Origin of the sequence: Sphingobium yanoikuyae, assembly GCF_013001025.1 — a bacterium.
GTDB classification, from domain to species: domain Bacteria; phylum Pseudomonadota; class Alphaproteobacteria; order Sphingomonadales; family Sphingomonadaceae; genus Sphingobium; species Sphingobium yanoikuyae_A.
In genome coordinates, this window is sequence record NZ_CP053021.1 from 1,440,895 (window position 1) to 1,454,952 (window position 14,058).

Here is a 14,058-nt window from a genome sequence, read left to right on the forward strand (position 1 = left end):
TCAGCCCAATATCCCCGGCAGGTCGAGGCCCTTGTCACGGGCACAGTCGCGCGCGATCTCGTAGCCCGCATCGGCATGGCGCATCACGCCGGTGGCCGGGTCGTTCCACAATACCCGCTCCAGCCGCGCAGCCGCTTCCGCCGTGCCGTCGGCAACGATCACCATGCCGCTATGCTGGCTATAGCCCATGCCGACGCCGCCGCCATGGTGCAGCGATACCCAGGTCGCACCCGACGCGGTGTTGAGCAGGGCGTTGAGCAGCGGCCAGTCGCTGACCGCGTCCGACCCGTCCATCATCGCCTCGGTCTCGCGATTGGGGGAGGCGACCGAGCCGCTGTCGAGATGGTCGCGGCCGATGACGACCGGGGCCTTGAGTTCGCCCTTTGCCACCATCTCGTTGAAGGCGAGGCCAAGGCGATGGCGATCGCCCAGGCCCACCCAGCAGATGCGGGCGGGCAGGCCCTGGAAGTGGATCTTCTCCCGCGCCATGTCGAGCCAGTTGTGGAGATGGGCATTGTCGGGCAGCAATTCCTTCACCTTGGCGTCGGTCTTGTAGATATCCTCCGGATCGCCCGACAGCGCGGCCCAGCGGAACGGGCCGATGCCGCGGCAGAATAGCGGGCGGATGTAAGCGGGGACGAAGCCGGGGAAGTCGAAGGCATTCTCCACGCCTTCGTCCTTCGCCATCTGGCGGATATTATTGCCATAGTCGGTCGTGGGCACGCCCGCCGCCTGGAAATCCAGCATGGCGCGGACATGGACCGCCATGCTGGCCTTGGCGGCCTTGGCCACCGCTTCGGGCTCGCGCTCGCGCCGCTCGATCCATTCGGCGACGGTCCAGCCGGCGGGCAGATAGCCGTTGACCGGATCATGGGCACTGGTCTGGTCGGTGAGCAGATCGGGGCGGATGCCGCGCGCGAACATCTCGGGCAGGATTTCGGCAGCGTTGCCGAGCAGGCCGACCGAGACGGGCTTCTTGTCGGCGCAGCTTTGCTCGATGATCGCCATGGCTTCCTCGATCGTCGAGGCCGCGACATCCAGATAACCGGTGCGCAGGCGCATCTCGATACGGCTCGGCTGGCATTCGATCGCGAGGCAGGAGGCGCCGGCCATGACGGCGGCGAGCGGCTGCGCGCCGCCCATGCCGCCCAGGCCCGCCGTCAGCAGCCATTTGCCGCTGAGGTTGCCGCCATGATGTTGGCGTCCCATCTCGACGAAAGTCTCATAGGTGCCCTGCACGATGCCCTGGGTGCCGATATAGATCCAGCTACCCGCGGTCATCTGGCCATACATGGCGAGGCCCCGCTTATCGAGCTCGTTGAAATGCTCCCAATTGGCCCAGTGCGGCACCAGATTGGAGTTGGCGATCAGCACGCGCGGCGCATCGCGATGGGTGCGGAACACGCCGACCGGCTTGCCCGACTGGACCAGCAAAGTCTGGTCGTCGTCCAGCCGCTTCAGCGTCTCGACGATCCGGTCATAGCTTTCCCAGTCGCGTGCGGCGCGGCCGATCCCGCCATAGACGACCAGCTCCTCGGGCCGCTCGGCGACGTCGGGATGGAGATTGTTCATCAGCATGCGCAGCGGCGCTTCGGTGAGCCAGCTCTTCGCGCTGAGATCGGTCCCGGTGGCGGGCTTGATGATGCGGCTATTGTCGATGCGGGTCATGAAGGTCGGCCTTCCTGGCGAGTGAAGGCGAGGCAGGCCTTCAAGATGGCGGTGAGGGTGGCGGTCAGCGGCGCGGCATGGGCCGGGTCGAGCGGCGGCGGCCAATTGGCCTCGGTGCGTTCGGCCGGTTCGTGGAGATAGCCGCGCATCGCGAGCTCCATCTGGATCGCATGGACGCCCTGTTCGGGCCGGCCATAATGGCGCGTGGTCCAGCCGCCACGGAAACGGCCGTCGACGACATGGCTCATGCCGCTTGCGGCGCAGAGGCGGGCGACCTCGGCGGTCAGGTCCGGCGAACAGGTCGTGCCGAAGTTGGTGCCGATGTTGAACTGCGGCAATGCGCCGTCGAACAGGCGCGGGACGATGCTGCGGATCGAATGGGCGTCGTAGACGACGACCCGGTCATGCCGGGCGCGCAGCCGGTCGATCTCCGCCTGTAGCGCGGCATGATAGGGGCTGAACCAGTTGGCCCGCCGCCGGTCGATCTCGGCCGCATCGGGGACGGCGCCGGCATAGAGCGGTTCGCCATCGAAATCGGTCGTCGGGCAGAGCTCGGTCGTCGCCTGCCCCGGATAGAGCGAGGCGCCGGACGGATCGCGATTGACGTCGATCACGCTGCGCGAAATGGTGGTGCGGATCGTCGTCGCGCCCAGATCGCGAGCGAAGGCGTAGAGCTGATCCACCCACCAGTCGGCATCGGCGCGCGCGATCCAGGGCGAGCGGAAGGCGTCGCCGACATCGGCCAGATCGGTGCCGGTGTGGGGAAAGGCGACGATCAGCGCCGCATCGCCCCGCCGGATGTCGAGCCAGTCGTTCATCCCAGCACCGGCAGGGCATGACCAGCGGCCGCCACCAGCGCGCCCGATCGGACGATGCGGTTGGCGGCCTCCATGTCGGGATGAAAATGGCGGTCGTCGGTGAGGTGCGGCACCTGATCCCGGACGCAGGCGCGCGCCGCTTCCAATGCCGTGCTGGAGGCAAGCGGGGCGTGGAAGTCCATGCCCTGCACCGCCGCCAGCAATTCGATGCCGATCACTGCAGTGGCGTTGTCCGCCATGTCGAGCAGGCGGCGCGCGCCATGCGCGGCCATGGAGACATGATCCTCCTGATTGGCGCTGGTCGGGATCGAATCCACGCTGGCCGGATAGGCTCGCTGCTTGTTTTCCGACACCAAAGCGGCGGCCGTCACCTGCGGGATCATGAAGCCCGAATTGAGACCGGGGCGCGGGGTCAAGAAGGCGGGCAGGCCCGACAGCGCCGGATCGACCAGCATGGCGATGCGCCGTTCGGCGATCGATCCGATCTCGCAGATGGCGAGCGCGATCATGTCGGCAGCGAAGGCGACCGGCTCGGCATGGAAATTGCCGCCCGACAGCGCCTCGTCGCTTTCCGGGAAGATCAGCGGATTGTCCGACACGCCATTCGCCTCGATGGCCAGCGTGGTCGCTGCCTGGCGCAGCAGGTCGAGCGCGGCGCCCATCACCTGCGGCTGGCAGCGCAGGCAATAGGGATCCTGCACGCGTTCATCGCCCTTCAGATGGCTCGCACGGATGGCGCTGCCTGCCATCAGGCCGCGCAGCGCATCGGCGGTCTCGATCTGCCCGGCATGGCGGCGCAGCGCGTGGATGCGCGGGTCGAAGGGGGTGTCGGAGCCCTTGGCCGCTTCGGTCGAGAGCGCGCCGGTGACGAGCGCGGACTGGAACAGCGTTTCCGTCTCGAACAGGCCGGCCAGCGCATTGGCGGTCGAGAATTGGGTGCCGTTGAGCAGCGCCAGCCCTTCCTTGGGGCCAAGTTCCAGCGGCGCGAGGCCGGCACGGGCCAGTGCTTCGGCGGCGGGCAGGCGCTCGCCGTCCAGCATGATGTCGCCGACACCAATCATCGCGGCGGCCATGTGCGACAAGGGCGCCAGATCGCCGCTGGCGCCGACGGACCCCTGGGCCGGCACCACCGGGGTCAGCCCCTGGACCAGCATCGCCTCCAGCAGGGCGACCGTCTGCGGCTGAACGCCCGACGCGCCCTGGCCCAGGCTGGCGAGCTTTAGTGCCATCATCAGGCGGATGACCGGCACGGAGGAGGGGGCACCGGTGCCGGCGGCATGGCTCAGCACGATATTGCGCTGGAGCGTGGCGAGGTCTTCGTCACCGATGCGGACGCTGGCCAGCTTGCCGAAGCCCGTGTTGATGCCATAGACCGGCTCGCCCTTCGCCAGGATGCGCGCCACCGCTGCCGCGCTTTGCGCGATGCGCGGGGCCGCCGCGCCATCAAGCCGGGCCGTCGCGCCGCGATAGATGGCGCGCCAGTCGGCCAGCGAAGCTTCGCCGGGGACGAGGATGATAGCGTTCATTGACCACTCCAGATGCGGGCATGGAGCGGGTTATACCCCATGCGATAAACCAGTTCGGCGGGGCGCTCTATGTCCCAGATGGCAAGGTCGCAGCTTTTGCCGACCTCCAGCGTGCCGATGTCGGCGGCAAGGCCGAGCGCGCGGGCCGCATTGCGGGTGACGCCCGCCAGACATTCGTCGATGGTCAGGCGGAACAGGGTCGCGCCCATGTTCATGACCAGCAGCAGCGAGGTGAGCGGCGAGGTGCCGGGGTTGCAGTCGGTCGCCAGCGCGATCGGCACGCCGGCACGGCGCAGCCCGTCGATCGGCGGCAGCTTCGTCTCGCGCACGAAATAATAGGCGCCGGGCAGCAAGGTTGCGACCGTGCCGGCGCGGGCCATGGCGGCGATTCCGTCTTCATCCAGATATTCCAGATGATCGGCTGACAGCGCGCCATGGCTGGCGGCGAGCGCCGCGCCATGGAGGTTGGAAAGCTGTTCGGCATGAAGCTTGACCGGCAGGCCGAGTGCGCGCGCGGCGGTGAACAGCCGGTCGGTCTGTGCCGGCGAAAAGCCGATCCCCTCGCAAAAGGCATCGACCGCGTCGGCTAGGCCTTCGGCGGCGACGGCGGGCAGCAATTCGTCGCACAGCATCGCGATATAGCCATCGGCATCGCTGGCATATTCGGGCGGCAGGGCGTGGGCGCCCAAGAAGGTCGTTATGATCCGCACCGGCCGTTCGCGGCCCAGCTGGCGCGCGGCGCGCAGCATCCGCAACTCGGAGACGGGATCAAGGCCGTAGCCGGACTTCACCTCGACCGTGGAGGCGCCCTCGGCGATCAGCGCGTCGAGCCGGGGCAGGGCGCTGGCGATCAGTTCCGCCTCGCTCGCTGCGCGGGTGGCGCGCATGGTCGAGACGATGCCGCCGCCGGCTCGGGCAATTTCTTCATAGGAGGCGCCGGCCAGGCGCAGCTCGAACTCGGCGGCGCGATCGCCGCCATGGACCAGATGGGTGTGGCAGTCGATCAGGCCCGGCGTGATCCAGCGGCCGGCGCAGTCGATTGTCTCAACGGGGGCGAATGCAGGGGCATCGGCACGCGAACCGGCAAAGGTGATACGGCCGTCGCGCGCGGCGATCACACCATCCTCGACCGCGCCGATCCCGTCGCCCGCCATCGTCGCCAGCCGGGCATTGGTCCATAGCCGATCGCATATCATCGTCATCGCCAGCCTCCCTTCACGGCCTTCCGCCCAGATTGCATGATTCGATATTTAATGTATAGACATTATATCGGTCCGGGAGATTTGCTGCCTATGACGTCCCTGTTTTTCGCGCATGTATTGCTGCCGGTGGGCTGGGCGCGGGACGTCCGCATGCAGTTGCAGGGCGGCACGATCGCGTCGATCGAGCAAGGCGCCGCCCCGCAGGCCGAGGATATCCGTCACCCCGTCGCGTTGCCGGGCCTGGCCAATCTGCACAGCCATGCCTTTCAGCGGGCGATGGCCGGCCTGACCGAGGTGCGCGGCCCGGCGGGCGACAGTTTCTGGACCTGGCGCGACCTCATGTATCGCTTCGTCGATCGCATGGACCCGGATGATATCGCGGCGATTGCGGCACAGGCCTATGTCGAGATGCTGGAAAGCGGCTTCACTCGTGTCGGCGAATTTCACTATCTGCATCACGCCGCGGACGGCGCGCCCTATGCGAACCCGGCGGAAACCAGCCTGGCGATCATGGCGGCGGCGGCGGAAAGCGGCATCGGCCTGACGCTGTTGCCGGTCTTCTATGCCTGGTCGGGGTTCGGCGCACAGCCGCCGAGCGAGGGCCAGCGACGTTTCATCAATGATCTCGACGGTTTTGCCCGGCTGCGCGAGGCAGCAATCGCCGGTGCATGCGATCTGCCCGATGCCGTGGTCGGCGTGGCGCCGCACAGCCTGCGTGCGGTTGCACCTGACGAACTGGCGCTGCTCGCCCGGATCGCGGGTCATAATCCGGTCCATATCCATATCGCCGAGCAGCAGAAGGAAGTGGCCGACTGCATCGCCTGGAGCGGCCAGCGGCCGGTCGAATGGCTGCTCGACCATGCGCCGGTCAGCAACCGCTGGTGCCTGGTCCATGCGACGCACATGACCGAGGATGAGGCGCGATCGATGGCGGCCAGCGGCGCGGTGGCGGGGTTGTGTCCGATTACCGAGGCCAATCTGGGCGACGGCCTCTTCCCGGCCGAACCCTTTCTGGACGCCGGCGGCGTCTATGGCGTCGGCAGCGATTCCAATGTCCGCATCGATGCGACCGAGGAACTGCGCCTGCTCGAATATGGCCAGCGCCTTGGCCTGCAGCAGCGCAATGTGCTGGCGCGCGATCCGGGTATGTCTACCGGTGATCGCCTTTATCGTTCGGCGGTGGCGGGCGGCGCGCAGGCGCTGGGTGTCTCCGCTGGGCTGCGCGTCGGCGCATCGGCAGATTTCGTGACGCTGGACCTTAATCATCCCTCGCTGTCCCATCGCCCGGTCGAGCGTGTGCTGGATGGGCTGATCTTCGGCGCCGGGCGCGAGGCGATCGATACGGTCTGGCGCCGGGGCGTGCAGATGGTAAGCGGCGGGCGGCATCGCGCCCGCGAGACCATCGCCACCCGCTATCGCCGGACGCTGGAGAAACTGACCGCGTGAAACAGCCGCTGCACGAGAAGATCCGCGCCGATTTCGAGGCCCGCATCCTGGCCGGCACGCTGGCGCCGGGCGACCGGCTGCCGACCGAGCAGGAACTGATGCAGGCGCATGGCTGTTCGCGCATGACCGTGAACAAGGCGCTGTCGGCGCTGCAATCGGCTGGCCTGGTCGAGCGGCGCAAGAAGGCGGGCAGCTTCGTCGCGCGTCCGCGCGTCCATTCGATGGTGCTGGATATCCCGGACCTTGCCGTCCAGATTGGCGAGCGCGGCCAGCGCCACAGCTATCGCCTGACCCGGCGGCAGGTGCGCGGCCCGATTGCCGGGCGCGACGAGGAAGCGGCGCTGGCCAATGGCGCGCAACTGCTGGAACTGGATGGCATTCATTGCGCCAATGATCGGCCGCTGGCGGTGGAACATCGCCTGATCGCGACCCGCGCCGTGCCCGCGATCGTCGATGGCGATTTCGACAGCATCTCGCCGGGCACCTGGCTGCTGCAGCATGTGCCCTGGACCGAGGCGGAAAACCGGATTTCGGCGGTAGGCGCAACGCGGGAGGAGGCCGCCCAACTCGGCATCGCGCCCGGCGCGCCCTGCCTGTGCGTCGAGCGCCATACCTGGCGCGGCGGCGACCCGATCACCTATGTCCGCCAGGTCTTCCTGGCCGACGCCTATGACATGGTGGCCCGCTTCGGGCCGGCGGGCGGTTGACGGGCCAAAGGCAAATCGGCGCTCTTCCCCGCTGCCGACAAGGGCTGTCGGCAACAGGAAAGAGCGCCCGTCGACAGGCTCCGGTCAGGCCTCAAAGGCCGCCTTCTGCCTGTCGCTGCGAAGACCTCATGGTAGCGTAGAGGCCTCCGCATTCTCGATCGTCATGATGCCCGGTGGCATGCCGCGCTCGGCCTTCTGCCGGGCGACCATGGCGCGGATTTCCGCGCGCAACGCCTTTGCATCATAGATGATGCCGTCCTTGATCGTGTAATCGACGCCGCCGACCCGATCGACCTTGCCGGTCGCATCATTGAGCCTGATCGATCCGGTGCCGAACAGCAATTTCATGTTGGCCAGCGGGTTGCCCTTGATGACCACCAGGTCGGCCTTGCGGCCGACCCGGATGGTGCCGATCTGGTCCTCATGGCCGAGCAGCCGGGCGCCTTCCTGCGTCGCGGCGTGGATCACCTCCAGCGGGCTGAACCCCGCCTCGCGCAGCAATTCCATCTCCTGGATATAGCCGAAGCCATAGAGATTGTAGATATAGCCGCTATCGCTGCCCACGGTGACGCGGCCGCCACGGTTCTTGTAGTCGTTCACGAACCGCATCCAGCGGCGATAATTGTCCTTCCACGCCATTTCATGCTCGGTGGTCCAGTCGAACCAATAGGCGCCATGATTGGTGCGGCTCGGGCGATAATAGTCCCACAGCGCCGGCATGGTGTAATCGGCATGCCATTGCGCCCGGCTCATCCGCATGAAGTCCCGGCTGGTGAGATAGGCGGTGAAGGTCGGGTCCAGGGTGAAGCCGCGTTCCAGCAGCGTGTCCATCACCTTGTTCCACTGGTCCGATCCCGGCTCGGCCGCCTGCGCCCACAGCCGCCCGGCCTCGCCGAAGCGCATCTGCTCGTCATTGTTGATGAACTCGGTGGGAAAGGCCTGGATGCGCTGGTCGGTGAACATCGCTTCGGGCAGGCCATACCAATGTTCCATGCTTTCCAGGCCCGCGCCCGACGTGCCCAGCACATTGGCATAGGCGACCAGTTGCTGGGCATGGTGCATGGTGCTGTGCAGGCCGAGCTTCTTCGTCTCGTCGAGCGCGGCATAGAGCACATCCTCCGGCGCGCCGCCGATGAACTTGATGCCGTCGGCGCCGCGCTTCTTGGCTTCCTGGATCACCGCGCGGGCGGTGGCGGCGTCGTTCACCGGGCCGCGTATCTGGTGGAACATCGGATAGATGTCGATGCGCGGGGCGACGATCTCGTTGCGGGCACTGCGGGCCTTGATCTCGGCCAGCCATTCGATCGGATGGCCGCTGCCCAGGTCGCGGACGGAGGTGATGCCATGCGCCATCCAGAGCTTGAGAATATAGTCGGACGGCACTTTCTGCGCGTCGCTCAGCGAATGAAGATGGACATGGGCATCGACGAAGCCAGGCATGACATAGGCACCGGCCAGGTCGATCTCATGGTCGCCGGGCGCGGCGCGCAGCGCGGGATTGATCGCGCCGGGCGCGCCGATCGACTTGATTTCGGCGATGCGATCGTTCGACAGGACGATGTCGAACGGCCCCTGCGCCGGGGCGCCGGTGCCGTCGATCATATAGACATGGCGCAGCACCGTGCGCTGGAACGGCCCTACGCCCTGGTTGCGGGCGGGAATGGGATCGGCGGTCTTTGCCGCCGGCGCATTGGATGCTTCGGGCGCCGCGAGCGCGCTGCCGCTCAGGAGCAGCGCCGCCAGGGCGAGAATGGGACGGGACCGGACGGCCATGCGACGCTCTCCTCTATAGCTGTTGTAAGTGGCGGGCCGGAGCGCCACGGCTCCGGCCCGCCTATCGGCCGGATCAGAACTTCATTCGTGCGCCCACGAAGTAGCGGCGACCCAGCGTGTCATAGAGCGACACGTCGGTATTGGCGTCGCCGACCAGCGTCGTGCCTAGGATCGGCGGCTGCCGGTCGAGCAGATTGTTGACGCCGCCGAAGAAGGAGAAGGTCTCCGTCGCGTCGATCGAGAAGCTGGTGTCGAGATACCAGACCGGGTCCACCGACTTCACCACATTGGTGGCGGTCGGATAGAGCTTCAGGTCGCCGATCATCCGGCCCTGCAGGCGGAAGCTCAGCGGGCCGCTGGCATAGGTGGCGCCCAGGTTTAGCTTGAAGTCCGGGGTGATGAAGCCGCCGGTGCCGACTGAGCAGCCCGCGCCATAATAGCCGGCGCAATCCTGCGGGGCGGAGGTGGCGAGCACCTGCGTCGTGCGCTCGAACAGCCAGCTGGCGATCGCCTGCAACGACAGGCTGGCATCGTCACCCAGCGACAGCGCACCGGGCAGCGGCACGCGATAATCGACCTGCGCGTCGATGCCGTTGACCTTGAGCGAGCCGATATTGTTGCTCGACACGCTGACATAGTCGAGCTGGCCATTGCCCAGGCGCGTGATCGCCCGGCAGGTGGCGCTGCCCGCATCCATCATCGTGTAGCAGTCGTTCATCGTCTGCTGCGCGTTGACGGTCATGATCGCGTCGTCGACCTTCACGTTGAAATAGTCGACCGTGATGTTGAGGCGCGGGATGAAGGGCGGCGAGATGACGGCACCGATCGTGTAGGTCTTCGACTTTTCCTCGCGCAGGTTCGGGTTGCCGCCGCTGTCCTGGTTGAGGCCGAGCGTCGCCTGGGTGAAGTTGGCGATTTCGCCCGCCGGCACGCCGGTGGCGACGCAGAAATTCTTGAGCGCGTCGCTGCGATTGTCGCCGCCCGAGGTCGGGATGGCGCAGGGATCGGTGCCGCTGGAATAGCCGCGGGTCACCGCCGTATAGAGTTCGGCGATATTGGGCGCGCGGATCGCGCTGTTATAGGCGCCACGGATGCGGATCCAACTGACCGGGGCATATTCGCCGCCCAGCTTCCAGGTGAAGACCTTGCCGACCGAGCTGTAATCCGAATAGCGGGCCGCACCCTCGATCGCGAGCGTGTCGAAGAAGGGCATGTCGGCCAGGATCGGGATGCGCAGTTCGCCGAACAGTTCCTTGACGTCATAGGCACCGGCCAGCGCCTTTTGCGACACCGCGCCATATTCATTGGCCAGGTCGAGCGGGCTGGGGCTGAACGTATATTTGTCCTTGCGATATTCGGCGCCCAGCGCGACCGAAACCGGGCCGGCCGGCAGTTCGAACAGGGTGCCGGCGATGCTGGCGCCCGCGACCTGGCGGGTGAAGATGTCATGGCTTTCACGCACCGGAGTCAGGAAGGCGCCGGCTTCCGGGCTGATCGAATTGAGGCCCAGGATCGACACGGGGACGCAGCCCAGCGACTGGTTGCGGCAGACGACATTGCCCGAGGAATCGATGACCGCGTCCAGACCCATCGACAGGCGGGTTTGCGAGATCAGACCCTCGTTGCGGGTGTCGGTGCGGTTGCGCATATATTGGTAGAAGGCGTCCCACTTCCAGTCGCTGCCCAGCAGCGACACATCACCGCGCAGGCCGGTGGTGATCTGGTAGGATTGCCGTTCGTAGCGATAGTTGCGGGTGCCCAGTTCGTCCGCGCGGCGGCCGCCGCCGACGATTTCCGCCGTGCCGTCGCCATTGGTGTCGAAGATGGCGGCATTGTTGGTGAAGAACTGGCGCAGGCTTTCGGGCAGCACCGGGTTGCTGGCATAATTGGGGATCAGCAATGTCGAGGAGGCGGCGCCGGGCGTCAGCGGGGTGAAGCTGTCGGGCGCCAGGATCATGTCATTTTTGGCGTTGACGAAATAGGCCTCGGCATAGGCGGTGATCTTGTCGGCCACCTCATAATGGGCGTTGGCGGCGACGTTGAAGCGATCGAGCGGGCGCTGCAGCAGATTATAGGGCGCGTAGTTGTAGGTGTCCTCCGGCTGGCAATAGGGCAGGACGGTGCCGTTCTCGCCAAAACGAATGCCGGTGACCGACGTGCAACTGCCGCCGGGGGTCAGGTTGACGCCGGTCAGCGCTGCACGCTGCGCGGCGCTCAGCGGGACGCGCGTGCCGGGGATGCTGCCCGACCCCGAATAGACCAGCTGGCCGTTGACTTCGCCCAGCGGCGTGCGGCTGAAACCACGATCATTCTGGGTGATCGACGACTGGCGGGTCCAGCTGCCCGACAGAGTGATATTGCCCCGGCCATCGGCGGTGCTGGTGCCAAAGGTCAGGTCGAGCTTCTTCGATTCGGCGTCGCCGCGATCAGAAATGCCATATTGGGCGCTGGCTTCGACGCCCTCGAACTTGTCGTCGAGGATGAAGTTGACCGCGCCGGCGATCGCATCGGAGCCATAGACGGCCGACGCGCCGCCGGTGATGATCTCGACGCGCTTGATCAGGGCGTCGGGAATGGAGGCAAGGTCGACATTGCCGTTGGAATCGGCGGGGATGAAGCGGCGGCCATTGACCAGCACCAGCGTGCGGGTGTTGCCCAGGCCGCGCAGATTGGCGGTCAGCACGCCCGACCCGCCGCCATTATTGACGGTGGAGGTGTTGCCCGACGCCAGCTGCGGCATCTCGTTCAGGGTCTTTTCCAGCGTGACGTTGCCCGACAGCTTCACATCCTCGCTGCCCATGACCGAAATCGGGCTGGGCGCGGTCAGATCGGTGCGGACCAGGCGCGACCCGGTGACGACGATGTCGGTGGAGGGCTGGGCCGCCTCCTGGGCCTGGGCGGTGGAACCCAAGCCGCCGCCGGCTAGGATGGTCGACAGCAACAGAAAGGCATTGCGGCGGCCGTACAGGCCCGCCGGTCGGATCGTCATCATTGGTCTATCCCCTTGTAATCGCTAGGATTCAATTCATTCGACACAGATTATGATTTTGCATGCGCAGCAATGTGGGATGCTGCGCCGATGTCGGCTCCTGCGTACCGGACCGCCTGACGGTCCCCCGGACGGGTGTTCAGCTCCTCTCTCTGTCTTTGCAGCTCTTTGACCGCTTCAATGTATATGGAATATCGTATACTTTAATCATGCTAAGGCTGCAGGAGGCTGTCAAGATTGCAGTTAAATGTCAGTCCGCAGTCGCCGGCTAAAAGCGTCGAACGGGGAGTTAGTGTAATGAAAATAAATAGAAAAATTGTTCGTTCCCTGCTGCTGCCTGGAGCGGCTCTGGGGCTGTTCCGGCCCGAGATTGTTGCAGCTGAAACAATATGGATACGCGACGTAACCGTCATCGACGGCACCGGGGCTGCGCCGAAGGCAGGGCAGGACGTGCTCATCGCCGATGGGAAGGTCGCAGCGGTCGGCACAAAGCTGAAGGCGCCGGCCTCGGCGCGGCAGGTCGACGGCCGCGGGCGCTATCTGCTGCCCGGCTTCATCGACTCCAATGTTCATGCGACCGTCTATGGCAATCCGGCGCGCCGCGACACCTCATCGCGTTATGCCGACCGGAACGAGGAACTGGCGCTCGAATTTGCCCAGCGCCAGTTGCGCGCGGGCGTCACCACCATGCGCGACAGCTATGGCGTGCTGCCGCCGCTGCTGGCGGTGCGCGACCGGATCGCCAGCGGCCAGGCGATCGGCGCGCGCATGCTGGTGGCGGGCAATATATTGGGCTGGGGTGGGCCATTTTCGCTGACCTATTCGCTGACCGGCGATCGCGACCTGACCCTGTTTCAGGAACAGTGGAACGACATGCTGGCCCAGGGCATGGGCGAGGAACTGATGGACATGACGCCGGAACAATTGCGGGCCGCCGTCAGCGCCTATCTCGATCGGGGCGTCGATTTCCTCAAATATGGCGGCACCAGCCATTTCATGATGCCCTCGCTGATCGGCTTTTCGCCGCGCCAGCAGGCGGTGATCGTGGCGGAGGCGCACAAGCGCGGCAAGATGGCCGAAACCCATGCCACCAGTTCGGAAGGGCTGCGCCTGGCGGTCGAGGCGGGGATCGACCTGATCCAGCATCCCGAGATATTGAGCCGCGACTATCCCGACGATCTGATCGCGCTGATCCTGTCAAAGGGGACGCTGTGCGCGATGCGGTCCAACATGGTCACCGGCGCGGTACGACAGAAGCAGATCGCAAGGCGCGCCAGGGCGGTGGCGGACATTGCGCAGATGCCGCCGGCGCTGACCAGCACCGAACTGCGTCGCCGGGCGGCGATGCGCGGCGACGATGCGGAGATCGAGCGGCGCAATGCCGAGCGGCTGGTCGCGGCCGGATGCCCCGTCACGATCGCGACCGACAATTATCTGGGTGATGCGCCCGAATTTCGCCGCGGCCCCAAATCGCCGGAGCAGGAGCCAGGCGAGGGGAGCCTGCTGGCGATCGAAGGGCTGGTGGAACTGGGCATGACGCCGATGCAGGCGATTGTCGCGGCAACCCGCAACGGCGCGCAGGCAGCCGGGCGGCTCCAGGATCTGGGCACGGTGGAGCCGGGCAAGATCGCCGACCTGCTGCTGCTGGACGCCGATCCGCTGGCCGACATCCATAATATCCGCCGCCTCGGCCGGCTGTTCGTCGCGGGCAAGGAGGTCGATTTGCAGGCCCTGCCGCAGACGCACCTGTTCGTGGTGGATCAGCCAATGCCCAGAGGGCGTTGCCTGCCGTCTGCAAGCGGGCAACGCCGGATGTCCGTTCCTCCCCTGCAAGGGGAGGGGGACCGGCGAAGCCGGTGGAGGGGTGTTCCGCTATCGAACGGGTGACGCCCCTCGATCAGGACGGGTGCGGGGGGATAGGAAGACCAT

General features: G+C 66.2%; 9 protein-coding genes. 3 read left to right on the forward strand and 6 right to left on the reverse strand.

All coding sequences use genetic code 11. From position 1 onward, the window contains the following. The 4 genes from hutU to hutI are packed head-to-tail and all read right to left on the reverse strand — an operon-like array spanning position 1 to position 5,208. Entirely contained in the window at positions 1–1,668 is a 1,668-nt protein-coding gene (gene hutU, locus HH800_RS07405) for a urocanate hydratase (protein WP_169860670.1), read from the reverse strand. Continuing rightward, entirely contained in the window at positions 1,665–2,486 is an 822-nt protein-coding gene (gene hutG / locus HH800_RS07410) for an N-formylglutamate deformylase (RefSeq protein ID WP_169860671.1), read from the reverse strand. Before hutG ends, hutU begins: the two co-directional genes overlap by 4 nt. Next, positions 2,483–4,012 (reverse strand): histidine ammonia-lyase, encoded by a 1,530-nt coding sequence (hutH, locus tag HH800_RS07415; protein ID WP_169860672.1) that lies wholly within the window; start codon positions 4,010–4,012, stop codon positions 2,483–2,485. The genes hutG and hutH overlap by 4 nt, the downstream gene beginning before the upstream one ends. Next, complete coding sequence (gene hutI, locus HH800_RS07420; protein WP_169863266.1) at positions 4,009–5,208, reverse strand: imidazolonepropionase; 1,200 nt, start codon at positions 5,206–5,208, stop codon at positions 4,009–4,011. The genes hutH and hutI overlap by 4 nt, the downstream gene beginning before the upstream one ends. A gap of 96 nt (positions 5,209–5,304) precedes the next feature. Here hutI and HH800_RS07425 point away from each other — a divergent pair, with 96 nt between their 5' ends. Together HH800_RS07425 and hutC are read left to right on the forward strand one after the other, a co-directional pair. Then, positions 5,305–6,660, forward strand: coding sequence for a formimidoylglutamate deiminase (locus HH800_RS07425; RefSeq protein WP_169860673.1), 1,356 nt, complete (start codon positions 5,305–5,307; stop codon positions 6,658–6,660). After that, positions 6,657–7,367: a histidine utilization repressor gene (gene hutC, locus HH800_RS07430; protein ID WP_169860674.1), complete on the forward strand. Its 711-nt coding sequence runs from the start codon at positions 6,657–6,659 to the stop codon at positions 7,365–7,367. Before HH800_RS07425 ends, hutC begins: the two co-directional genes overlap by 4 nt. A 126-nt stretch (positions 7,368–7,493) precedes the next feature. On the opposite strand, the gene HH800_RS07435 is transcribed toward hutC, so the two are convergent. Together HH800_RS07435 and HH800_RS07440 are read right to left on the reverse strand one after the other, a co-directional pair. Beyond that, positions 7,494–9,140, reverse strand: coding sequence for an amidohydrolase family protein (locus tag HH800_RS07435; protein ID WP_169860675.1), 1,647 nt, complete (start codon positions 9,138–9,140; stop codon positions 7,494–7,496). Between the two features lie 73 nt (positions 9,141–9,213). Continuing rightward, a complete protein-coding gene (locus HH800_RS07440; RefSeq protein WP_169860676.1) occupies positions 9,214–12,132 on the reverse strand; it encodes a TonB-dependent receptor domain-containing protein in 2,919 nt (972 codons plus the stop codon). 447 nt (positions 12,133–12,579) lie between these two features. Between HH800_RS07440 and HH800_RS07445 the strand changes: the two genes are divergently transcribed. Next, a complete protein-coding gene (locus HH800_RS07445; protein ID WP_235682042.1) occupies positions 12,580–14,016 on the forward strand; it encodes an amidohydrolase family protein in 1,437 nt (478 codons plus the stop codon). Positions 14,017–14,058 lie beyond the last annotated feature (42 nt).